General features: G+C 62.6%; 17 protein-coding genes and 3 tRNA genes. 12 read left to right on the top strand and 8 right to left on the bottom strand.

Annotated features, from left to right (window positions below):
- Window positions 1-46: 46 nt before the first annotated feature.
- From hybE to hybO, 6 genes are read right to left on the bottom strand one after another with little or no spacing between them, the layout of a single operon-like run.
- Window positions 47-574 (bottom strand): hydrogenase-2 assembly chaperone, encoded by a 528-nt coding sequence (hybE, locus tag ACWPWQ_RS07575; RefSeq protein WP_454009456.1) that lies wholly within the window; start codon window positions 572-574, stop codon window positions 47-49.
- Complete coding sequence (locus tag ACWPWQ_RS07570) at window positions 556-1086, bottom strand: HyaD/HybD family hydrogenase maturation endopeptidase (protein WP_454009455.1); 531 nt, start codon at window positions 1084-1086, stop codon at window positions 556-558. Before ACWPWQ_RS07570 ends, hybE begins: the two co-directional genes overlap by 19 nt.
- Window positions 1086-2789 (bottom strand): hydrogenase 2 large subunit, encoded by a 1704-nt coding sequence (gene hybC / locus ACWPWQ_RS07565; protein WP_454009454.1) that lies wholly within the window; start codon window positions 2787-2789, stop codon window positions 1086-1088. Before hybC ends, ACWPWQ_RS07570 begins: the two co-directional genes overlap by 1 nt.
- Window positions 2786-3973: a Ni/Fe-hydrogenase cytochrome b subunit gene (hybB, locus tag ACWPWQ_RS07560; protein WP_454009453.1), complete on the bottom strand. Its 1188-nt coding sequence runs from the start codon at window positions 3971-3973 to the stop codon at window positions 2786-2788. Before hybB ends, hybC begins: the two co-directional genes overlap by 4 nt.
- On the bottom strand, window positions 3966-4997 hold the full coding sequence (gene hybA / locus ACWPWQ_RS07555) for a hydrogenase 2 operon protein HybA (RefSeq protein WP_454009452.1): 1032 nt from the start codon (window positions 4995-4997) through the stop codon (window positions 3966-3968). Before hybA ends, hybB begins: the two co-directional genes overlap by 8 nt.
- Before the next feature lie 2 nt (window positions 4998-4999).
- Window positions 5000-6133, bottom strand: coding sequence for a hydrogenase 2 small subunit (gene hybO / locus ACWPWQ_RS07550; RefSeq protein ID WP_454009451.1), 1134 nt, complete (start codon window positions 6131-6133; stop codon window positions 5000-5002).
- 867 nt (window positions 6134-7000) lie between these two features.
- On the opposite strand from hybO, the gene ACWPWQ_RS07545 reads away from it, so the two are divergent.
- Window positions 7001-8215, top strand: a complete 1215-nt coding sequence (locus ACWPWQ_RS07545; RefSeq protein WP_454009450.1) for a hypothetical protein — start codon at window positions 7001-7003, stop codon at window positions 8213-8215.
- 327 nt (window positions 8216-8542) lie between these two features.
- Here ACWPWQ_RS07545 and ACWPWQ_RS07540 read toward each other — a convergent pair.
- Both ACWPWQ_RS07540 and dauA read right to left on the bottom strand, forming a co-directional pair.
- Window positions 8543-8630, bottom strand: a tRNA-Ser gene (locus ACWPWQ_RS07540).
- A 270-nt stretch (window positions 8631-8900) separates the two neighbouring features.
- Complete coding sequence (gene dauA / locus ACWPWQ_RS07535; protein WP_454009449.1) at window positions 8901-10637, bottom strand: C4-dicarboxylic acid transporter DauA; 1737 nt, start codon at window positions 10635-10637, stop codon at window positions 8901-8903.
- Between the two features lie 660 nt (window positions 10638-11297).
- On the opposite strand from dauA, the gene ACWPWQ_RS07530 reads away from it, so the two are divergent.
- The 11 genes from ACWPWQ_RS07530 to ACWPWQ_RS07480 all read left to right on the top strand — a co-directional run bounded on the left by ACWPWQ_RS07530 (window position 11298) and on the right by ACWPWQ_RS07480 (window position 22120).
- Window positions 11298-11373, top strand: a tRNA-Asn gene (locus ACWPWQ_RS07530).
- 2 nt (window positions 11374-11375) lie between these two features.
- Window positions 11376-11451 (top strand) — tRNA-Asn (locus ACWPWQ_RS07525).
- A gap of 311 nt (window positions 11452-11762) precedes the next feature.
- Entirely contained in the window at window positions 11763-13199 is a 1437-nt protein-coding gene (locus ACWPWQ_RS07520) for a circularly permuted type 2 ATP-grasp protein (protein ID WP_454009448.1), read from the top strand.
- Window positions 13193-14119 (top strand): alpha-E domain-containing protein, encoded by a 927-nt coding sequence (locus tag ACWPWQ_RS07515; RefSeq protein ID WP_247626688.1) that lies wholly within the window; start codon window positions 13193-13195, stop codon window positions 14117-14119. Before ACWPWQ_RS07520 ends, ACWPWQ_RS07515 begins: the two co-directional genes overlap by 7 nt.
- Window positions 14116-14916, top strand: a complete 801-nt coding sequence (locus tag ACWPWQ_RS07510) for a transglutaminase family protein (RefSeq protein ID WP_454009447.1) — start codon at window positions 14116-14118, stop codon at window positions 14914-14916. The genes ACWPWQ_RS07515 and ACWPWQ_RS07510 overlap by 4 nt, the downstream gene beginning before the upstream one ends.
- A gap of 31 nt (window positions 14917-14947) precedes the next feature.
- Complete coding sequence (locus ACWPWQ_RS07505; protein ID WP_454009446.1) at window positions 14948-15649, top strand: peptidase; 702 nt, start codon at window positions 14948-14950, stop codon at window positions 15647-15649.
- An 87-nt stretch (window positions 15650-15736) separates the two neighbouring features.
- Window positions 15737-16222, top strand: coding sequence for a YqhA family protein (locus ACWPWQ_RS07500; RefSeq protein WP_139436110.1), 486 nt, complete (start codon window positions 15737-15739; stop codon window positions 16220-16222).
- A gap of 122 nt (window positions 16223-16344) precedes the next feature.
- Complete coding sequence (locus ACWPWQ_RS07495) at window positions 16345-16794, top strand: hypothetical protein (RefSeq protein WP_454009445.1); 450 nt, start codon at window positions 16345-16347, stop codon at window positions 16792-16794.
- A 4-nt stretch (window positions 16795-16798) separates the two neighbouring features.
- Window positions 16799-19795, top strand: a complete 2997-nt coding sequence (locus tag ACWPWQ_RS07490; RefSeq protein ID WP_454009444.1) for a YncE family protein — start codon at window positions 16799-16801, stop codon at window positions 19793-19795.
- Window positions 19795-20619 (top strand): FTR1 family iron permease, encoded by an 825-nt coding sequence (locus tag ACWPWQ_RS07485; protein ID WP_454009443.1) that lies wholly within the window; start codon window positions 19795-19797, stop codon window positions 20617-20619. Before ACWPWQ_RS07490 ends, ACWPWQ_RS07485 begins: the two co-directional genes overlap by 1 nt.
- Window positions 20620-20695: 76 nt before the next feature.
- Window positions 20696-22120 carry an NAD(P)/FAD-dependent oxidoreductase gene (locus ACWPWQ_RS07480; RefSeq protein ID WP_454009442.1) on the top strand — a complete coding sequence of 475 codons (1425 nt, stop codon included), beginning with the start codon at window positions 20696-20698 and terminating at the stop codon, window positions 22118-22120.
- Window positions 22121-22220 lie beyond the last annotated feature (100 nt).

Here is a 22220-nt window from a genome sequence, read left to right as displayed (position 1 = left end):
GGGGGCCGACAGGGGCCCCCGAACTATGGCGGATGATCCCTGAAACCTAGGACTCGGTGGCGCCTAGCCCCTGGCTGCGGCGGGCTCCAAACAGCCGGCGCCGACCCAGATCCACGTCACCGCCTTGCTGCAGCGGCAAGGAGTGCAGCATTTTGAGGGTGCTGCTCACCAGCGAGCGCCCCTGCTCGGCCCCGAGATGGGGATCGAGCGGCGACATCAGGGAGCAGGCCAGCAGCTGTCCCGTCTCGGGCAATTCCCCCACCATAAAGGTCATGTTGCCGCAGGGGAGCTGCAGGGCGAGCCGATCGCTGCTGCTGCGCACCGGCCACAGCTGATCCGGCCCCGGCAGCACCACCACGCTCAGCATCCAGGGGGTGAGCACACAGCCGAGCCACTGACCGTCAAACAGCACGCACTCGGCCACTATGGGCATGGTGGCGTGATAGAAGGGCAACGCCTGCATCTCTTCGCGAGCGATCCGTTCGTACTGGGCAACCAGCAGGGGCGCGGGATTGCTGGCAAAACCCGAGAACTCCTGCACGGCATCAAGCTCGCTTAAATGGGACTGCGCCATAGGCCCTCCTGCTCTTGTTTTGCCTTTTCCTGTTCGGAAAGCGGCATTGCGGGGGCGCCAACACTGGCCAGCAGGGTCAAAATCCTATCCGTCGCCTCCCCCATCGCCGCCGCCACTAGCGGGGTGAGGCCGATGCGGGGCTCGAGGGACTCGGGCTCGACCCCGATCAGGGTGAGCCGCTTGGGCGACTCCCCCGTCATATGCAGCGCCGAGAGCACGTCCGCCAGCCCCAGCTGATGGGGGGAGATCTTGCGACCGAATAGGGTCGGGATCTCCTCATCCTTCAGGGTCACCACTGTGCCCGGCGGGTTACCGCTGCGCACCGCGTCCGCCAGAATGAGGTGATCGCGACTGGCCATTGCCTCCAGCAGCTCCATGCCGGCGGTGCCGCCATCCAGCAGCTCTATGCCGGGGGCGAAACGGTAGTCGCGCCCCAGCCTCTCGACGATGCGCACCCCCACCGCCTCGTCGCTCAACAGCAGGTTGCCCACGCCCAGGATCAGGGTGTTCATCACAGCACCTTCACCTGGGTCACTTCGCCATTCTGGGTATCCACCACGTGCACCGCACAGGACATGCAGGGATCGAACGAGTGGATGGTGCGTACCACCTCCAGCGGTTTGGCCGGATCCGCCACCGGGGTGCCCACCAGCGCCTGCTCGTAGGGGCCGGGCTCGTCATTGAAGTTGCGCGGGCCCGAGTTCCAGGTCGACGGCACCACCGCCTGATAGTTGGCGATCTTGCCGCCCTTGATGACGATCCAGTGGGAGAGCATGCCGCGCGGCGCCTCCTCAAAGCCCACCCCGCGAAACTCCTTGTCCGCCGGGATTTCCGCCTTGATGTAGGCGCTGACATCCCCCTTGCCGATGTTGTCGACCAGCGCCTTCCACTGGTGCGCCAGAGTATCTTTCAGCACGCAGCAACGCACCGCGCGGCCGATGATGCGGCCCATAGTGGAGTGCAGCTGTTCGGTCTTGATGGCCGAGCCGGTCAGCGCCTTGTAGATGCCGGTCAGCTGATCGAAATGCGCCACCGTCTCCGGGTGCTTGGCGGCCAGCTTGACCAGCAAGTCGGCAAGCGGCCCCACCTCCACCACCTTGCCGTAGAAAGTGGGGGATTTGACCCAGGAGTATTTGCCGTCATCCTGCCAGCCGGTGTAGTCGGGCTCGGTCTTGCCCTCCCAGGGCTTGAGGGGCTCGTCATCCTTGTACCAGGCGTGCTTGTTGCTCTCGGCGATGCCATCCATCAGCCAGGCGTCCTGATGGCTCTCGATGGGGCGATAGTCGGCCAGGTTGCCATTCTCGATATAGCCGCCCGGCATCAGGAAGCTGCCGCCGTTGGCGTCGGTGGGGAGCTCCGGCACGCTCAAATAGTGCTTGGCCCCCTGCCCCAGTGTCAGCCACTCGGGATAGTGCGCGGCTATGATGGCGGCATCCACCTTGTAGACCTGCTCGATAAACTCGCCGAGCCGATCGATAAAGCTCTTCACATAGAGCAGCCGCTCCAGGTTGAGCACGCTCGGCGCATCCAGGTTGATGGGGTTGGCCACGCCGCCCACCGCCAGATTCTGGATGTGCGGGCTCTTGCCCCCCAGAATGGCGACGATGCGGTTGGCATCGCGCTGACACTCCAGTGCCTGCAGGTAGTGCGCCACGGCGATGAGGTTCACCTCCGGGCTCAGCTTCATCTCCTTGTGACCCCAGTAACCGTTGGCAAAGATGCCGAGCTGGCCGCTGGCTACCAGGGCGCGGATCTTCTCCTGCACCTTGGCGAGCTCGTCGGCACTGTTGAGGGACCAGGTCGATACCCCCTTGAGGATATCCGCTGCTTTTTGCGGATTGGCCTCAAGGGCCGCCGTGATGTCTACCCAGTCCAGCGCCGAGAGCTGGTAGAAGTGGACGATGTGATCGTGGATGTTGTGGGCCGCGATGATGAGGTTGCGGATGAACTGGGCATTGACCGGCACCTTGGCGCCGATGGCGTTCTCCACCGCCCGCACCGAGGCGATGGCGTGGATGGAGGTACATACCCCGCAGATGCGCTGCACTATCATCCAGGCATCGCGCGGGTCGTTGCCCTTGACGATCTCCTCCATCCCGCGCCACATGGTGCCGGACGACCAGGCCTTGGTGACGACGCCGCCTTCGATTTCGCAGTCGATACGCAGGTGCCCCTCAATGCGGGTGATGGGGTCTATGGTGATACGTTGGCTCATACGTTGGCTTTCCCTCGGGCCTGATAATCTTGGTGAACACGTTCAAGTGATGGCAGTACCGGCAGCAGCCGGATCAACAGCAAATAGGCACACACCTCGATGGCGACGAAGCCCAGGGAGATCAGCACCTCCTCCGCGGAGGGGAAGTAGTGATAGCCATTGCCGGGGTTGAAGGCGAGCAGGGAGTAGTCCAGTCGCCAGAGGGCTGCGCCCAGCAGCATGCTGAGGGCCCCCAGGAACAACATGCGCGAATCCCGGCGGCTCTTGTCCCAGTGGAACACCAGCAGCGGGAAGATCATCAGCGCAATCTCGCTCCAGAACATGACGGCGTAGCGGTTGAGATCGGAGAGGTACTCCGACTTGTCGTTGATGACGATCTCGGCAAAGCGCAGCGCCACAAACAGGATCAGGAAGATGTCGATCACCTGGGTCAATTTGTAGAAGAGCGACTTCTCGTTGGGGCCCCGCCCCGCCAGTCCCGCCTGCACCAAAGAGCCCTCAAATACCACGATGGAAAAACCCATGATGAAGGCGGTCAGAAGCGAAAAGACCGGCAGCAGCTCGTAGCTTTGCCAGAGCGGATGGATCTTCTCCCCCGCCACTATCATCAACGAACCCATGGAGGATTGGTGCATGGTGGGCAGCAGTGCCCCTAGCGCCAGCACGAAGAACATGATCTTGTTGAGGCGAATGAGTGACGCCTTCCAGCCGAACTTCTCCAGCAGCACGGGAGCGAACTCCAGCGCCATAACCCCGATATAGATGGTCATGCAGACCGCCGTCTCGAACAGCACCGAGGAGGTGTTGAAGTGACCGGGCAGGTAGAAGTACGGCAGGTTCCAGTAACGCCCCACGTCTATGGTGATGGAGAGACCGCCCAGCGAGTAGCCGAACAGGCTCGCCAACAGGGCCGGTCGCACCAGGGGGTGGTACTCGCCCCGGTTGAACACATAGACAGCCCAGGCCAGCGCCCAGCCGCCACAGGCGAAACCGGTACCGATCAAGAGATCGAACGAGATCCACAACCCCCAGGGATAACCCCCGTTGAGATCGGTAACCGAACCCAGCCCGAAGAAGAGGCGCTTCAAGATCAGCATGCCGCACAGCACGGCGAAGGGGGCCAGTACCAGCACGGGCCAACTGACCAGCTTGCCGCCCAGCGGACGGGCCTTGTGTTCACTCATGATCCTTGCCTCCCGTCTGTTTGCCCTGATCCTGCGGCTTGCCCTGGTCGTGCTCATCCCCCCGATCGTGGCGCTTGGCATTGCGGCGAATAAGCACGGAGAGGCCGGTCAGCACCACCATGGGCAGCACCATCCCCTTGTAGAGGGTGTGCTGGATGTGCTCGGAGCGGGCACCGGAGGAGAGCTCCGGCAAGTCGGGCATGTCGAGATTGGTATAGGGCACCCCGGCCAGCACCAGCACCTGGGTGCCGCCCCCCTCCTTCTCGCCATAGACGTAAGGCTGGTAGTTGGGTACCTCGTGCAGGTAAGGGTCGTTGGCGCTGAAGGTCTGGCGCGGGTAGGCGTACTCACTGCCCGGGGTCGCCAGCAGGCGGCGCTTGGCCTCGGCCATCAGCTCCTCGCGGGTGCCGAAGATCACGGCGCCAGTCGGGCACACCTCGACACAGCCGGGCAATTTGCCCTGATCGATCCGCTCAAGCCCCTTCTGGTTGCAGAGCTCGCACTTGTGGATGGCCCCCAAAGGGTTGTCGTAGTCATATTTGGGCACATCGAACGGGCAGCCCACCATGCAGTAACGGCAGCCGGTGCAGACGTCCGGATCGTAGTGAACGATGCCGGTCTTGGGATCTTTGGTCAGCGCTTGCACCGGACAGACCGAGACGCAGTTGGGATCGACGCAGTGCATGCACTGCTTCTTGATGTAGGCATAGCCATCCACCAGTTGATCCTTGTGCTCGCCGCTGCCGCTCTTCCACACCTGAATGATGTTGTTGGTATAGGGGGTCAGCTTGTCGTTGGTGGACCAGGTCTGCGCCCCCTCCGGATTGGCCGGATTGCCGTTGAGGCGCTGACACTCCGCCACACAGGCCTGACAGCCGACGCAGAGGGTGGAGTCATACAACATGCCGAGCGACCCGGGAATGGGGGGCTTGTTCTTGGCCGCCGCCATGGCGCTGCCAGGCATGGCCGCCCCCGCCGCCATGGCACCCACTGAGGCGAATTTGAGGAAGTTGCGTCTGTTCACGGTCACTCCTCCCGTGATTGGGGCTGCCCGGCTTCGTGGCGCTTCTGCTGGCGACCGAGTTCACGCACCGTCATCAGACTCACCCCCACCAGCACCCCGAGGGCGCCACCGATAAGCCCGGTCGCGGTGGGCGAGGTATAGCCCCCCTCCTGGATCTTCACATCGGGCTTGTCCACCCGCGGGGTCGGGTTCTCCACCTTGGCGAGCTGGAAGATCCCCTTGCTGAAACCCACCCCCTGCTCGTTGCAGCCATAGCAGGGGTGGCCGATGCCGACCGGCCAGATGCCGCCGCCCACATCGCAGAACTCCAGGGTCGAGCAGTTGCCGTAGGTCTCCGGCCCCTTGCAGCCCAGATGGTAGAGGCACCAGCCCTGACGGTGACCCTCATCGCCAAAATCCTTGGCAAAACGGCCGGCGTCGAAGTGCGGACGACGCTCGCAGTTCTCGTGAATGAGACGCTCATAGGCAAACAGCGGACGCTTCTTGGCATCCAGCGCCGGCAGCTTGCCGTAGGTGATGTAGTAGGCAACCGTGGTGAGGAAGTTGTGGGGGTTGGGCGGGCAACCCGGGATATTGATGATGGGGGTGCCGATATTGCCCAGCGCCTCTTCCAGGCTGACGGCGCCGGTGGGGTTACCGCCGCTGGCTGGCACGCCGCCCCAGGCGGCGCAGGAGCCGATGGCGATGACGGCGGCCGCGTCACTGGCGGCACGGCGAATATGGTCGACGATGGGCTCACCGGCCACCATGCAGTAGACGCCACCATCTTTGAGCGGAATGGAGCCATCCACCACCAGCACATACTTGCCTTTATAGCGCTTGATGGCGTTGTGCTTGTTCTCTTCCGCCTGATGACCAAAGGCCGCCGAGAGCACCTCGTGGTACTCCAGCGAAATGGTATTGAGGATCAGGTTTTCTATGGTGGGGTGAGTGGCCCGCAGCAGCGATTCGGTACAGCCGGTGCACTCCTGCGCCCCAATCCAGATCACCGGCGGCCGCTCGGGGCTGGTGAGTGCGGTGGCCATCTTGGCCACGGCATTCTGGCTTAACCCCAGGGTTGCGGCCATCCCGGCGCACAATTTCATAAAGTCACGGCGATTAATTCCATGAGCCGATAAAAAAGTATCCTCGACCATTCTTTTTATTCCCGTCAGTGAGCATTGTTTGACAAATGCTTAATGGCGGGAATGCTATGCCTCCCCCCTGCTCTGTATGTTGATCTTTATCAAACAGAAACACGTTACTTGCCCATAGCGCCAGCATTGCCAAATAAAAAGCTATATGTAACATGCACTTATTGACTGTTAGCCACAACCAAAAATACCCATAAAGTAGTATTTTTCGTGCTTTTTGAATTAACTCAATTTAAATTACACCCCTATTAACCCATACATGGTGAAAAATTAAAGCGTTGTCACAGTATTTTTATTTGATGCTGAAAATCGATGATTTAGCCTTATTACATCCCTTGAATAAATAATCCTAGACCACCAGACACCAGGGTAATTAATCGACATGTCTCTGCTGACAAGCTCAGATGGTCAGTTGGATAATGAATATTATCTAGGTTGAACGACAGAGAGCGTCCATTCACTTAGTGATCAGGCATATCCCTCCCGGGTCTTTTAACCATCCGTTATTTTTTTCAAACGTAATGGGAGAATGCATCCGCAACGCCAGTTCAAAAAGAGACAAACAAGGATGTCAAAATAGGCTGGTTATCACACCATGAGCATGAGCAAACGCTATACCTATAGCCATGGGGCTTGGCTCAAAGGCATTGCGATGGAACCCGCCGCCACGGCAGTCTTTTTCCTCTGCAAATCCTGTTACATATGGGGTTTTCAGCCAATACAGAGGCTGAGTTCAGAGGATCCGTCATGGTGCACTCATGACACCAAGCCCGGATCCCGGCCCGCAGCTCCCTCCCCCTCCACCCTGGTGGCAAGGGGAGCCAGTGGCGGCCGGATGGCACATTTGTCGCACAGCAAGGTGGTCCCATCATGTCGCATCACAGGCCTGTCACCCCGCCCGATCCCCTCAGCCCTCCCCTGTCCGATCCGGGCAACTTCTCCCTGATCCTGGGGGGTCCCCTCTATCAGCTCTGGAGTCGGGCGCATCTTGGTGACATAGAGGCGCACATCAGACGACGGATCCTCATCCTGAGCGGGATCTGCTGGCTGCCCCTGTTGCTGCTGTGCGGGTGGGAAGGCAGCCTGCTGCAAGGGGTGGCGGTGCCTTTTCTGCTGGACATAGAGACCCATGTCCGCTTTCTCATCTGCGTCTCCTTGCTGGTGTTCGCCGAACTCGTCGTCCACCAGCGCATCCGGGGGATCGTCAGCCAGTTCATCGAACGGGGGCTGATCTCGCCGCTCTCTCTGCCACGCTTTCATGACGCCATTCGCAGCGCCATGGTCTGGCGAAATTCGATCCCCGCGGAGGTCGGCCTCATTCTGTTTGTCTTCTCGATGGGGTACTTCATCCGGACCCACACCTTCATCCTGGAGTCCTCGACCTGGTACGCCACCATGGAAGGGGGTAACCCGACCCTGACCCTGCCCGGTTTCTGGTTCTTCTGGGTGAGCAACCCCATCATCCAGTTCCTGCTCCTGCGCTGGCTCTACCGGCTACTGATCTGGACCCGCTTCCTCTGGCAAGTCTCCCGGATCCCCCTCTCCCTCATGCCGACCCATCCCGATCGCAACTGCGGCCTCGGCTTTCTCGGGGGTTCGGCCTACGCCTACTCGCCGTTGCTGACTGCTCTGGGGGCCCAGCTGGCCGGCTTTATCGCCAACCGGATCTTCTTTGACGCCGCCGTGCTCACCGCCTACAAGCCGGAGATCATCCTGCTCGCCGGCTTCGGCCTGCTGCTGGTGCTGGCGCCTCTGACGGTCTTTGCCCCCCATATTCTGGCGGCCAAGCGTCTGGGGTTGCGGGAATACGGCGCCCTCGCCGCCGAATACAGCCGCAGCTTCGAACACCGCTGGCTGCGCACGGCGGACAGAGACGGGGAATCCCTGCTCGGCGCCTCGGATATCCAGTCCCTCGCAGATTTCGGCAATGCCTATGCCGTCATCAAGGAGATAAGGCCCATGCCATTTAGCCGGGACATGTTCCTGCAGCTGGTGCTCGCGACTGTGGTGCCCTTCCTGCCCCTGCTCCTCACCCTCTTCTCCTTCGAGACTCTGCTCGACAGGCTGGTGGGGGTGATCTTCTGATGCGGGTGGGGAAGAAAAAAGCGGCATGAGCTGGACGAATTACCGCCTCCGGCAAGGAGACACCGCCATACTGCGCTGAAGCCGAGGAGATGACGGCCCCAACAACAAAAAAGCCCGACCATAAGGTCGGGCTTTCAATTTGGCGGTGGGTCGGGATTGACTCGCACCATCCCTGGCGCTCGCCCTGCGGGCAGCCTGCGGCTGTCCAGGCGAGCTATCCTGCCCCCTTGTCGAACCAGGGCTCGAACCGAGCCGTCCCTCGCTGGGCATCAGGGAATGTGATAACCCGAAATGCAAAAAGCCCGACCAAAGGTCGGGCTTTCAATTTGGCGGTGAGGGAGGGATTCGAACCCTCGATACGTTGCCGTATACACACTTTCCAGGCGTGCTCCTTCAGCCACTCGGACACCTCACCAAATTTTTACTTCTTGAAGTGGCTTTCGGAGCACGCTGCGCGTGCATCTTGCCGACTTCGTCGGTGGGCAGCCTCTAGGACACCGCACCAAAGTTCTGTCTGCTGTTTAACGTGTTCAGCCAACACGGGTTCGTTGCGCTGCTGCGCTGGAACGGGGCGTAATGTAAGGGATAGGAGCAAGCCGGTCAATCTCATTTTTCATCTTTTGCCATCGTTTGCTCAATTTGCGAACCAACTGACCAAAAAGATGCCGTTTCCTATCCCTTTACGTCAATTTTCAACCGCTTCGTGCAAATGTTCCCCTCTGATGGCTTCCTCCAGCGAGCCGTAGAACTCCAGCTCACCCGGGACGGGACGCACCTTGGCCCGCGCCAGGGTCTTGAGGGGCTGGAACTGCAGCTCGGCCACCTTCAGCTGGACGCCCGACTTGGCCATGCGCCGGGCAAATTGCTGGAAGGCAGAGAGCCCGCCGGCATCCAGGATGGAGACGGCCTCCATCTGCAGGATCAGCGCCTTGTGCTCCCCCACCTGGGCCAGCAACTCGTCGAAGACCCGCTCCGCCGCCGCAAAGAACAGGGGACCGTTGATCTTGTAGAGCAGGGTTTGCGCCGGCACCTCGCTGGCATAGCGCCCATGCTCCGCCAGATTGTGCAGCTTGGTCATCTTGGCAATCTCGCGCATGAACAGCAGAGACGCCAGGATCACCCCGAAGGTGATGGCGATGACCATGTCGAAGATGACGGTCAGCGACAGGCAGACCAGCAGCACCAGCACGTCGGAGCGGGGCGCCCGGCGCACCAGATCCACCACCTTGTGGGCCTCGCTCATGTTCCAGGCCACCAGCAGCAGCAGGGCGGCCATGGCGGAGAGCGGCAGCCAGGAGAGCCAGGGGGCCAGCACCAGAATGGCCGCCAGCACCACCAGCGCATGGACTATGCCGGAGATGGGCGAGGTGGCACCGGCCCGCACGTTGGCGGCGGAGCGGGCGATGGCGGCCGTCGCCGTGATGCCGCCGAAGAAGGGGGCCAGTATGTTGCCAAGCCCCTGGCCCACCAGCTCGCCGTTGGAGCTGTGCTTGCGCCCCGTCATGCCATCCAGCACCACGGCGCAAAGCAGGGATTCGATGGCTCCCAGCATGGCCATGGAGAAGGCGGCGGGCAGCAAGCGCTCGATGGCGGCGAGGTTCCACTCCACCGGCGCCCCATCCGGCCCGGGCAGGGCCCAGGGCATCACCAGGGTCGGGGCTATGGGAGGTATCCCCATGCCCTGAGTGCCATCGGCCAGGGTATAGCTGAACTTGCTGCCTATGGTGGCCACGTCCACCCCGAACTGGTGCAGACCGAAAGCCAGACCGACACCCACCAGCACGGCCGGCAGATGACCCGGCACCGGCAGCCGCAATCTGGGCCAGAGCAGCAGCACCGCCAGGGTGGCCACCCCCACCAGGGTATCACCCCACTGCCAGCTGGGCAGGGCATGGGCCAGCGCCTGCACCTTGCCGACATAGGTTTCCGGCATTTCGGGAACGTGCAGGCCGAAGAAGTCCTTGATCTGCAAGGTGGCGATCACGATGGCGATACCGCCGGTGAAGCCAAGCGTTACCGAGGGCGGAATGTATTCGATGAGGCGGCCGAGGCGCGCCATCCCCATGGCCATCAGGAAGAAGCCGGAGATGAGGGTCGCCATCAAGAGGCCCCCCACCCCGAATTGCTGGGCCACCGGATAGAGGATCACCACGAAGGCGGCTGTGGGGCCAGAAATCGAGAAGCGCGAGCCCCCCGTCACGGCGATGACGATGCCGGCGATGATGGCGGTGTAGAGGCCGTGCTGGGGCGGCACCCCGCTGGCGATGGCCAGCGCCATGGCGAGCGGGATGGCGATGATGCCGACCGTGATGCCGGCGATGAGGTCGCGGCCGAAGCGCGCCACGCTATAGGGTTCATCGATGCAGGATTGGCGCAATGCGATAGCCAGCTTCACGCCTTGTAAGGAAGCTTGATTGTGCATGTCTAGGGTAATACCAGAAGAGGGAGACAAAGGCCGGAGTGAACCGGCACCCGATCATCATCAAGGGCCGGCAGAGCTGTCGACGCGGCGATGGTATCCAGAGCAACCATACCCGAGCCGGCCCGATAATTCGATGGGCAGGATCAAGAAATGGCCATTACCCCGCATTATTGTCATCGATAGCTCGCATATCGCCGATTTTCCCAGCCATCCCTTCCGCTCTCTGCTCATCGCGAGCCAGCCTCTTTCCCGCCTCCCCCCATCACCTCAGAGGCAAGCCCATCGACAATGGGTATATCGCCAATTATCCCAGACATCCCTTCGGCTCTCTGCTCATCGCGAACCTGCCTCTTCCCCGCATCCCCTGCCCATCAGCTCAGAGACAAGCCCATCGACAAGGGACTTATCGCCGATAGGCATCACCCCCCTCCATGATCGGCTAATCCATTGCCGCGCCTCATCCAGACCGGGGTGCGCCTTCACGGCCAGCTCCACCGTGGCCGCAGGCAGGGCATCTCAAGCTGCTGATTGTGCTGAAAATAGTCCACAGCGTCCAAGTTTTGGGCAAACGGGCCGAAAAGCCCTTTTTCCGTGGCATGGCGGGTTGACACCCGTCCGGGGGATCATTAATATCCGCTCCGTCTCGACGAGACAGGCAATTCCTCCTTAGTTCAGTCGGTAGAACGGCGGACTGTTAATCCGTATGTCACTGGTTCAAGTCCAGTAGGAGGAGCCAATTCCCTCGTAGTTCAGTCGGTAGAACGGCGGACTGTTAATCCGTATGTCACAGGTTCAAGTCCTGTCGAGGGAGCCATCTTCTAAAGCCCAGTCTCAGGACTGGGCTTTTCCGTTTCTACTGCCCCAGCACGGGGCAAGGCGAAGCAGCGCGGCCACCCCTCCCTGCCCGTTTCCTCTCATTGCGCCTGAGGGCGCTGCCACAAGATGGCGCAGGCATACCCTCTCTGGGGTACCAGTCTGGTGCAGCATCCTTTCCCCCTTGATGACAACACACTCATCTCTCTGATTTATCAGTATAAAATTACTGACATCGGCCTTCGTAGCGACTCAGTTGACTGGCACAGCCCTTGCAATTCCTGATCTCAGGGACGTCACAAGGAGTTGCCTATGCTGCCCATCAAGCCGCCCGGACCCGGTTGCTACGACGAGATGTTGCTCGCCGACAACCAGTTTCGCGATCACTACCACGCCTACCTGGCGTGGCTGCACCAGACCGACGAGAAGAGCATAGAACGCAAGCGTGAGGAGGCCGATCTGCTGTTTCACCGGGTCGGCATCACCTTCAACGTCTATGGGGACGGGGACGGCGCCGAACGTCTCATCCCGTTCGACAGCATTCCCCGCATCATCCCCGCCCGGGAGTGGCAGCATCTGGACAAGGGGATCCGCCAGCGCGTCACCGCCCTCAACGCCTTCCTGCACGACATCTATCACGATCAGCGCATCCTGAAGGCGGGGGTGATCCCGGCCGCCCAGATCCTCACCAACGCCCAGTACCAGCCCTGTATGCAGGGGGTCGACCTGCACCGCAATACCTATGTCCATATCACAGGGGTCGACATCATCCGCAACAGCGACGGCGACTACTACGTGCTGGAGGACAACCTGCGCACCCCCTCCGGGGTCTCCTACATGCTGGAGAACCGCAAGATGATGATGCGCCTCTTCCCTGAGCTGTTTCACAACCAGCCCATAGCGCCGGTGGAGCGCTACCCGGCTCTCTTGCTCCAGACCCTGCGCGAGAGCAGCCCGGTGGACAACCCCTGCGTGGTGGTGATGACCCCGGGACGCTTCAACAGCGCCTACTTCGAGCACAGCTTCCTCGCCCAGCAGATGGGGGTGGAGCTGGTGGAGAGCGCGGATCTGGTGGTCAAGGATGGTCAGGTGCTGATGCGCACCACTACTGGGCTGAAAAGGGTGGATGTCATCTATCGCCGCATCGACGACGACTACCTGGATCCCCTCGCCTTCAACCCGGGCTCCCTCATCGGCGTACCCGGCCTGCTCTCTGTCTACCGCGCCGGCGGCGTGGTGCTGGCCAACGCCATCGGCACCGGGGTGGCGGATGACAAGTCCATCTACCCCTATGTGCCGGAGATGATCCGCTTCTATCTGGGAGAGGAGCCCATCCTCAACAACGTCCCCACCTGGCAGTGCCGGGAACCCGATGCCCTGGCCTATGTGCTGGCGCACCTGGAGGAACTGGTGGTCAAGGAGGTCCATGGCGCCGGCGGCTACGGCATGCTGATCGGCACCTGCGCCAGTCGCGAGGAGCTGGCCCGTTTTCGCGAGTTGCTCAAGGCCAGGCCCGACAACTACATCGCCCAGCCGACGCTCTCCCTCTCCACCTGCCCCACCTTCGTCGAGGCGGGTATCGCTCCCCGCCACATCGACCTGCGCCCCTTCGTCCTCACCGGACAGGAGCTGCGCCTGGTGCCGGGCGGCCTGACCCGGGTCGCCCTCACCGAAGGCTCCCTGGTGGTCAACTCCTCCCAGGGCGGCGGCACCAAGGACACCTGGGTCATGGAGGGCAACCCATGCTGAGCCGCACCGCAAGCGAACTCTACTGGATGTCCCGCCACCTGGAGCGGGCGGAGAACACGGCCCGCATGCTGGACGTCACCCAGACCATGTCGCTGATGCCCTCCATCGACGCCGATCACAGCGAGCTGGTGGCCCCTCTCACCATCAGCGGCACCCACGAGCCCTTCCTGGCCCGCTACGGCCAGGTGAACATGGAGAACCTGCTGCAATTTTTCTGTTTCGACGAGGAGAACCCGAGCAGCATCTTCAGCTGCCTGCGCATGGCCAGGGACAATGCCCACGGGGTGCGCGGCAAGATCCCGGGAGAGGTGTGGGAGAGCATCAACGCTGCCTGGATAGAGATCCGCAGGCGCCGCAAGGCGGGGCTTTCCAGCGGCCAGGCCCAGGAGTTCTTCGACTGGATCAAGGAGCGATCCCATCAGTTTCGCGGCGCCACCTATGGCACCATGATGCGCGGGGACGTGCTCTGGTTCCTGCGCCTTGGCACCTTCATCGAGCGGGCCGACAACACGGCGCGCATCCTGACCGTGAAGTATCAGGTGATCCGGGAGGACGAGGACAGCGTGCGCGAGTTCTACCGCTGGAACGCCCTGCTGCGCTCGGTGGGGGCCTACGAGGCGCACCAGACCCTCTACAAGACCCTCTCCCACGCCTCCATCGCCGAGCTGCTGATCCTGCGCAACGAAGTGCCGCGCTCCCTGCGCGCCTGCCTCGACGAGATGGAGCACATCCTGGCCCAGATCGAAGGGAACGCCGGCCAGGCGCCCCGGCGCCTCACCACCATACTCAACGCCCATCTGACCTATGGCGCCATCGAGGATGTGTTCGCCCTCGGCATGCAGGCGTACCTGAGGGACTTTCTCAGCGACATCGGCGCCATCGGCCAGAGCATCCACGCCGCCTACCTGGAGGTATTATGAGACTCATCATCGATCACCAGACCCGCTACCACTATGCCGACGTGGTGCGCCGCAGCACCCAGTACCTGCGCCTGACTCCCCACAGCACGGCCCGCCAGCAGATCCTCTCCTGGCAGCTGGAGTTGCCCGGGGAGGCCACCTGCACCACGGACGGTTACGGCAACATACTGCACGTGCTGAGCCTGGAGTCCCCCCACGAGGGGATCCTCATCCGCGCCCGTGGCGAGGTGGAGATCTGCGACGACGCCCAGGACGATGAGGAGCACTCCCTCATCTCCCCCCTGAGCTACCTGAGGCCCACCGCCCTCACCAATCCGACCCCGGCCCTGCGGGATCTCGCGCAGGCCTGTCTGCCAGAGGAGCCCACCCTGACCGACCTACAGGGGCTGATGGCACGCATCCTGGTGCTGATGCCCTATCAGCCCGGCAGCACGGACGCCACCTTCAGCGCCGACGAGGCCCTCGCCTCGGGCAGCGGCGTCTGTCAGGACCACACCCATGTGTTCCTGGCCTGCTGCCGCCATGCCGGCCTGCCGGCCAGGTACGTGAGCGGTTACCTCTACAGCCAGGACAGCAGCCACGTGGCGATGCACGCCTGGGCCGAGGTGTGGATCGAGGGGCGCTGGCACACCTTCGATGTCACCAACCTCACCTGCTCCGCCAGCGAGCACCTCAAGCTCGCGGTCGGCATGGATTATCTGGATGCCTGCCCGGTGCGCGGGGTGCGCTACGGTGGCGGCTGCGAGCAGTTGCAGAGCCAGGCGCGGGTCACCCGCCTGGATGGGCAGCAGCAATGAGGGCCCGGGAAGCGCTGGCGGGAGGGCGGCCATGACCTATTGCGTCGCCATGTGCCTGCAAGATGGCATCGTCTTCGCCTCAGACTCGCGCACCAATGCGGGGGTGGATCACATCGCCACCTTCCGCAAGCTGCACCTCTTCACCCAGGAGGACAGGGTGATAGTGCTGCAAAGCGCCGGCAATCTGGCCACCACCCAGAGTGTCATCAGCCTGCTGACGGAGGGGACGGGTCTGCTCAGCCTCCCAAGCCTCTACGAGGTCGCGGCCCTCATCGGCCAGACCATACGCACCGTCATCAGCCGGGATGGGGGCCAGCAGCAGGGGCATGTCAACTTCGGCTGCAACATACTGCTGGGGGGGCAGATCCGGGGGGAGCGCCACCGCCTGTTCCACATCTATCCGGAGGGCAACTTCATCGAGGCGAGCGCCGACACCCCCTACTTCCAGATTGGTGAAAGCAAGTACGGCAAGCCCATCATAGATCGCATCATCCAGTACGAGACGCCGCTCCAGACCGCAATGCAGTGCGCCCTCATCTCCATCGACTCGACCCTGCGCAGCAACCTGTCGGTGGGTTTGCCCCTGGACGCCCTGGTCTATCCCGAGGGGAGCTTCTCGGCGGCACACCTGCACCGCATCACAGAGCAGAACCCCCACTTCCTGGCCCTGCGCAAGGCCTGGGGCGAGGGATTGCAGCGGCTGTTTCGAGATCTCCCCCCCTTCCCCCTCTGAACGGGCGGGGAAGCGCCATGGCGCTTTCCCGCCCCCCTCTTTCCAGATATTCTGGCTGCCATTCGCTTCCCTCTCGATGGAGTCCCCATGCGCCGCTTCAACGTCATGCTCAACGGCAGCCGGCTGATGATGTTCCCCTTCTATGTCTGCATCCTTATCTGCGTTGCCCTCTTGATGGTGAAGTTCGCCATGCAGCTCTATGTGCTGTGCCGCGACATCATCGAGATCGACTATCTGGATCTCATCACAGGGGTGCTCACCCTGGTGGACTTCGTGCTGGTGGCCCAGATGCTGATCCTGGTGGCCATCTGCGGCTATGTGCAGTTCATCAAGACCCCGGAGCAGCGGGCGGCCCTGGGGGACAACTGGCTCAGCAAGATCAACTTCGCCTCCCTCAAACTCATCGTCATCAACTCCCTGGTCACCATAGCCGGCATCGAGGTGCTCAAGGCCTTCCTGGAAGACGGCACCGGCAACGAGACAGAGATGAAGTGGTCTGTCATCGTCTTCCTGGCCTTCTCCACCGCCGCCCTCATCTACGCCATCACGGAGCGGCTGGCGGATCACAAGTGACCCGGTCCTGATTTCATTCAGGATCTATTCATCAGCGGCCGAATTGATAACTCTTTTCATTACCCTTACCCCATTGTAAACTTGCTCGCCCCGGGCCGAACCGCCCGGGTGCTGGAGCACCTATGACAAGCCTTTCCCTCTCACCGCGACACCTCTGGCAATGGCTGGCCTATCACCATCAGGCCGCCGAGGGCTCCCTCTACCTGATGTTCTTCTCCGGCCTGCTGCTGTGGGAACCCCTGACCCCGGTCTGGTCCCTGGCGCGCTGGAACCTGTTTCTCCATGTGATGCTCTCGCTCTCCCTGTTTCCCCTGCTGTTTGGCGCCTTCTGGCTCTCCCATCGCAGCCTGCTGAACAAGAGCCGCAAACCTTTCTTGCGCACCACGGGTCGCATCATCGAAGCCCTGCTGCTGATCTGTCTCGCCAGCGGATTACTGCTGGTGCTGCACGGCACCCCGGGGGATAGCCTCGGCAACCTTGCCAGCTGGGCCCACTGGCTGAGCGCGCTCGCGTTGACGCCCCTGGTGCTGCGTCACGCCTGGCGCTGGACCATCTTGAAATGGCGTGCCTGATCTTATGTTGAAGTGGTTGTTCTCCCTGATGTTCGCCGCCCTGCTGCTGGGGACCGCCTCGGCCCAGGAGATGGGCGCGGCCATGATCCCCTATGACGAGGGCGACACTCCTCGCCTGCTGGTGGCCAACCAGGGCGCCGGCTCCGTCACCCTGCTTGAACGCCAGAGCGGCAAACGGCTGAAAGAGGTGCAGCTGGGGGGCGATCTGCGCCAGCTTGCCCGGGCCGATGACGGCACCCTGCTGGTCACCGACTACGGCGGCGATCGCCTGCTGCTGCTGGATGATGATCTCACCCTGGAAAAGGCGATCCCCACCGGCCATCGCCCTTATGGGGTCATCTTCGATCCCAAGCGGCAGTGGTTCTGGGTCAGCCTGTTCGAATCGGGTCGTCTGCAGGCCTATGACAGCGCGGGCAAGCTCCAGCTGGATGCAGAGACTGCCGAGACGCCCCGCGGGCTTGCCCTGACCGACGACGATCGCCTGCTGCTCACCCACGCCATGACAGGCCAGCTCGCCATCTATGATCTCGCCAAGCTTGGCCACGGCGCCAAGGGCGCCTCCCAGCCCGAGACCGTCCTGCCCAAGCCCAAGCTCATTACCCTGGCGGAGACCCACAGCGACACGCCAAGCGACTCCCAGGGTCTGCCGCGCCTGCTGGACGGCATCGCCCTCTCCCCCGATGGCAGTGAAGCCTGGCTGCCTCACGTGCTCTGGAGCTTCGACCACCCCTTCCAGTTCCAGAGCACCGTCTTCCCGGCCGTCTCCATCATAGATCTCGATGAGGAGAGTGAGCGCATCACTGAACGAGTAGACGAGCGCAAGCAGCTCTTCTTGCAGATCAATCTGCCCAGCGTCGGCAACCGCAGCCAGATCGTCTCCAACCCGTTCGCGGCGCGCTTCGCCGCCGACGGCAAGCGGGTCTATCTGACCCTGGCGGGCTCGGAGGATCTGCTGGTGTTCGACCTGTCGCGCAGCGGCAAATCCAACAGCAACCGTCACCGCCGCAAGAAGTTTCAGGGGGGCGCCAAGGCGACCCAGTTGCTGCGCCACCTGCCGGGCCAGAATCCGCGCGATCTGCTGATCGATGGCGACCATATCCTGGTGCACAACGTCATGGGGCAGGATCTCACCCGCCTCAGCTCAGGGGGCAATGGCCCCTTCGCCCGAGTCACCGTCGATCTGCCCCACTTCGCCAAACTGGTGGAGACGGATCCCCGTCCCGAAGCGCTCAAGCGCGGCGAGCGGTTGTTCAACCTGGGTAATACCGCCGCCAACAGCCGCTTCCCCATGGCCGGGGACAACTGGATGAGCTGCAACTCCTGCCATCTGGACGGGTTCAACTTCACCAACCGCCATCTGATGGCCGCCCATCGGCAGAAGAGCGGCGACAACGCCATCAACGGCCACGCCAACCTCGCCAACATGGTGGCGGGAGACTTCGTCGGCGAGTACCTGCACATGACCCAGCAGACCCAGGGCGGCATGGGCCATGACACCCGTGATGGTGCCGAGGCGGTTGACCCCGCCAGGCCCCAACCCGAGGTGAAGGCGATGATGGAAGACCTGCACGCCTTCGTGACCGCCGATGGCAACCTCCCCTATCTCGCCAACTGGCTGCGGCTCGATGCCCCGCGCAGGGATCCCGCCAAGGCGCCGACCACCCATCCCAAGGAGTGGCTCAACTCCGCCTCCTGCCAGAATTGCCACCAAGAGGCGTTTGCGGACTGGAGCGAGAGCAACCACCGGTTGATGGGCAACTCCCACCCCTACTACAAGGTGGTGCAGGCGCTGGCCCGCGAGACAGAAGGCGAGGCGTTCGGCCAGTGGTGCCAGGGCTGCCACATGCCCCAGCAGGTGATGAACGGCCGGCAGGATATGCCCAAGGGCTCCCACATGTTCGAGCAGGGCGGTGCCTCGCTGATTGCCGCTCATCAGAAAGGCGAGCCCGTGGTAGAGGAAGGCACAAGCTGCGTGCTCTGTCATCGCATCACCAGGCTCGAAGACGCCGGCGGCAACAGCGCCTTTACGGTGAACCTCAAAGACAGAGAGAGCTATGTGTTCGAGGATGCCCCAGGCGGCAGCCTCAAGCACTGGCTGGCCGAGCGGCAGATCAACGCGCGCCCCGCCATGCACAAGGCTTCCTACCAGAAGGATTTCTACCGCGATGCGGCCCTGTGCAAGTCGTGTCACAACGAGTTTGCCCCGGGCACCGGCGCCAATATCGTCAACACCTGGGATGAGTGGGAGAACTCCAGCTTCGCCAAGGCGGAGGATCCCGCCAGGCGGCGTACCTGCATCGACTGCCATATGAACCCGGAGCCCGGCAATGGCGGCGCGCCGGTGGCGGGCCAGTCCACCGAGAACGGCACCATGAAGGCGCGGCTCTATCGCCACAACTTTACCGGCGCCCAGCACCAGCTGGTGGGGCTGCGCAATCCCGCGCTCGAGCAGGAGAGCCTGGCGCTCTTGCGCTCAAGCGCCACCCTCTCGGCCCGTATCGAAGGGGCTGCCGATAACCAGCAACTGGTGGTGCGGGTCGCCAACGTCGGTGCGGGCCACGCCCTGCCCACCGGGGTCGCCGATTTCCGTGAACTCTGGCTGGAGCTGACCGTCACCGACGCCAGCGGCAAGGTGGTGCTTGCAAGCGGCCAGCCGGTGGACGGCGCCGTGCCCGAGGATGCGCGCCTGTTCAGAAAAGTGTTCGGCGATGCCGAGGGCAAGCCGGTGGGGCTCAAGTTCTGGCGCTACGCCAAACTGCTGGAAGATACCCGCATTCCGGCCGATGGCTGGCGCGATGAAGCCTGGCCGCTGCCAGCGGATGCCCAAGGGCCCTTCAAGGCCGATATCAGACTCAATTTCCGCACCTACCCCAAGTGGGTCAGTGATGCGGTGCGCGCCGCCGAGCCAAGCTTGCCGGCGCCACCCATAGTGCAACTCAATCGGCTGCAACTGACCCTGCAGCCCCTCCCCGTTACGCCCGATACGGAGCCTCAAACCTGATGTTTGCAAGTTTTCTCATTACCCTGCGCGAGGGGCTGGAAGCCTTCCTGCTGGTGGGCATCTGCCTCTCCTACCTCGCCAAGCTGGGGGCGAGCCGCTACAACAAGCTCATCTATCTGGGGGTGGGGCTGGGCCTCGTCGCCTCCCTTGTGGTCGCCTTCCTGTTCCAGGTGGTGGTGAGCCAGTTCGAGAGCGAGCGCTACAACCACCTCCTGATGGCGGGGATCCTCATCTTCGCCACCCTGGTGCTCACCTATATGGCAATCTGGATGCAGAAGCAGGCCAAATCCCAGGTGGGGGCCATGACGGCGCGCATCGATGCCGCCATCGACGGCGGCAACCTGTTCGGTCTGGTGCTGCTCGCCTTCCTGGCGGTGATGCGCGAAGGCTTTGAAACCGTGCTCTTCTTCTCCGCCCTGGTCTACTCAGGGCAAGGGGTGGATCTGCACGAGGGACTGATGGGGGCGCTGGCGGGGCTACTGGTCTCCGTGGTGCTGGTGTGGGGGCTGCTGCGCTCCACCCGCAAGGTGGCGCTGGCCCCCTTCTTCCGCTGGACCGGGCTGCTCATCATCATCATCGCCGCGGGGCTGCTGTCGTCCGCCGTCAACATGTTGCAGGCGGCAGACATCATCACCTTCTGGACCACGCCGGTGTTCAACATCAGCCACATCCTCGACGATCAGGGGGTCTTCGGCACCTTCCTGCGCGCCCTGTTTGGCTACAATGCCTCGCCGGCCGGCCTGCAGTTGCTGACCTGGGCCGCCTATCTGGCCATCTTCGTCACCCTCTGGCATCGCAGCTATCGCCCTCGGGCGCAGGGATAAACCCGCGGTTGCAACCCCATTCGGGAGCCGCGCCCTGGCGCGGCTCCCTTATCTATCAAGCAGTGTCGGAACACTCATGAGCGACAACAACAAGAAGAAGATTGCGGTACTGGGTGCCGGGCCCGCCGGTCTGATGGCCGCCTGGCGCCTCTGCCAGGCCGGTTTTGCGGTCACCCTGTTCGAGCAGGAGAGCGTGGTGGGCGGCATGTGCGCCACCCAGACCTTCAAGGGGCGCGATGGCGACTATCGCTTCGACTACGGTGGTCACCGCTTCATCACCAAGAACCCCGAGCTGCTCGCCTTTATCGACGAGCTGATGGGGGACGATCTGCTCCACGCCGAGCGAAAGAGCGTGATCCGCTTTGGCGGGCGCACCTATGACTACCCCCTGAACCTGCCGAACCTGCTCAAGACGGCCCCGCTGCCGCTGATGGCTGGTGCGGTGAAGGACTTGCTGCTGTTGCCCTTTGCCAAGAAGCCCACCGACTTTGCCAAGGCGAGCTTTGCCGAGTGGATCCAGAGCCACTTCGGCCGCACCCTCTACCGCCAGTTCTTCGAGGGCTACACCGGCAAGCTGTGGGGTATCAACCCTGACCAGCTCTCCGCCGACTGGGCCGGTCAGCGCATCAGCCTGATCGATTTGAAAGACGTGGCGCGCCGCCTGCTGCCAAGGCGCAAGGGCAACCTCTCGGTGCGCACCTATGCCCGCAAGTATCGCTACCCCAAATACGGTTTTGGCCAGATCTTCACCACCCTGGGGGAGCGGCTGGTGGCCGAAGGGGTTGAGCTCAAGACCGGCGCCACCATCACCCGCCTCGAGCAGGCTGATGGCCGCATCGAGCGAGTGTACTGGCAACAAGAAGGTATTGAGCAGAGCGAGCACTTCGATCAGGTGATCTCCACCCTGCCGCTGCCGCTCACCTGCCAGCATCTGGGCTTGCCCTGCGATCTGCACTACCGATCCCTGCGCTTCGTCAATATGCCCCTCAAACAGGAGAACCTGTCGGACAACACCTGGCAGTACCTCTCCGACCCCCATATTCTGGCCACCCGCCTGCAGGAGCCGCGCCGCCGCAGCCCCTTTATGGCGCCAGAAGGCCAGAGCTCGGTGATGCTGGAGATCCCCTGCAACCCGGGGGATGCCACCTGGCAGGCGCCGCTCGCCGATCTGCGGGGCCGGGTGACAGCCGATCTCGCGAGCCTCGGGGTCGATACCGCCAAACTTGGCGACGAGACCTTCGAGGCGCGCAGCGAGTACGCCTATCCGCTGATGGATCTCGGCTATCAGGCCCGCCGCAACGACGCCATCCAGGCGCTGATGCCGATAGCCAACCTCATCATGACCGGCCGTCAGGGGACATTCCGCTATATCTTCACCGACACCGCCATGGAGATGGGGATGATGGCCGCGGACATGGTGATCGACGGGGTGGACAGACGCCACGCCATCTATAACCATCGCAACGAAAATACCGTCATCGAGACCCAGAGCGTGGCGTAGCAACAGGAACAACCCCTCCCGGCCTCCCCCTTCGAAAGGGGGAAGGTAAAACGCCCTCCCCTGACAAGGGGAGGATCGGGGTGGGGTCCAACTCATCAGG

The organism is Aeromonas sp. Marseille-Q7275 (assembly GCF_965119515.1).
Note: the sequence above shows the minus strand (reverse complement) of the source record. Positions and strands in the feature narration are given on the sequence as shown.

Excerpts from the sequence above, each read along its gene's own strand:
- hybE (WP_454009456.1), bottom strand. The coding sequence starts at position 574 with ATGGCGCAGTCCCATTTAAGCGAGCTTGATGCCGTGCAGGAGTTCTCG.
- ACWPWQ_RS07570 (WP_454009455.1), bottom strand. The coding sequence starts at position 1,086 with ATGAACACCCTGATCCTGGGCGTGGGCAACCTGCTGTTGAGCGACGAG.
- hybC (WP_454009454.1), bottom strand. The coding sequence starts at position 2,789 with ATGAGCCAACGTATCACCATAGACCCCATCACCCGCATTGAGGGGCAC.
- hybB (WP_454009453.1), bottom strand. The coding sequence starts at position 3,973 with ATGAGTGAACACAAGGCCCGTCCGCTGGGCGGCAAGCTGGTCAGTTGG.
- hybO (WP_454009451.1), bottom strand. The coding sequence starts at position 6,133 with ATGGTCGAGGATACTTTTTTATCGGCTCATGGAATTAATCGCCGTGAC.
- ACWPWQ_RS07545 (WP_454009450.1), top strand. The coding sequence starts at position 7,001 with ATGTCGCATCACAGGCCTGTCACCCCGCCCGATCCCCTCAGCCCTCCC.
- dauA (WP_454009449.1), bottom strand. The coding sequence starts at position 10,637 with ATGCACAATCAAGCTTCCTTACAAGGCGTGAAGCTGGCTATCGCATTG.
- ACWPWQ_RS07520 (WP_454009448.1), top strand. The coding sequence starts at position 11,763 with ATGCTGCCCATCAAGCCGCCCGGACCCGGTTGCTACGACGAGATGTTG.
- ACWPWQ_RS07515 (WP_247626688.1), top strand. The coding sequence starts at position 13,193 with ATGCTGAGCCGCACCGCAAGCGAACTCTACTGGATGTCCCGCCACCTG.
- ACWPWQ_RS07510 (WP_454009447.1), top strand. The coding sequence starts at position 14,116 with ATGAGACTCATCATCGATCACCAGACCCGCTACCACTATGCCGACGTG.
- ACWPWQ_RS07505 (WP_454009446.1), top strand. The coding sequence starts at position 14,948 with ATGACCTATTGCGTCGCCATGTGCCTGCAAGATGGCATCGTCTTCGCC.
- ACWPWQ_RS07500 (WP_139436110.1), top strand. The coding sequence starts at position 15,737 with ATGCGCCGCTTCAACGTCATGCTCAACGGCAGCCGGCTGATGATGTTC.
- ACWPWQ_RS07495 (WP_454009445.1), top strand. The coding sequence starts at position 16,345 with ATGACAAGCCTTTCCCTCTCACCGCGACACCTCTGGCAATGGCTGGCC.
- ACWPWQ_RS07490 (WP_454009444.1), top strand. The coding sequence starts at position 16,799 with ATGTTGAAGTGGTTGTTCTCCCTGATGTTCGCCGCCCTGCTGCTGGGG.
- ACWPWQ_RS07485 (WP_454009443.1), top strand. The coding sequence starts at position 19,795 with ATGTTTGCAAGTTTTCTCATTACCCTGCGCGAGGGGCTGGAAGCCTTC.
- ACWPWQ_RS07480 (WP_454009442.1), top strand. The coding sequence starts at position 20,696 with ATGAGCGACAACAACAAGAAGAAGATTGCGGTACTGGGTGCCGGGCCC.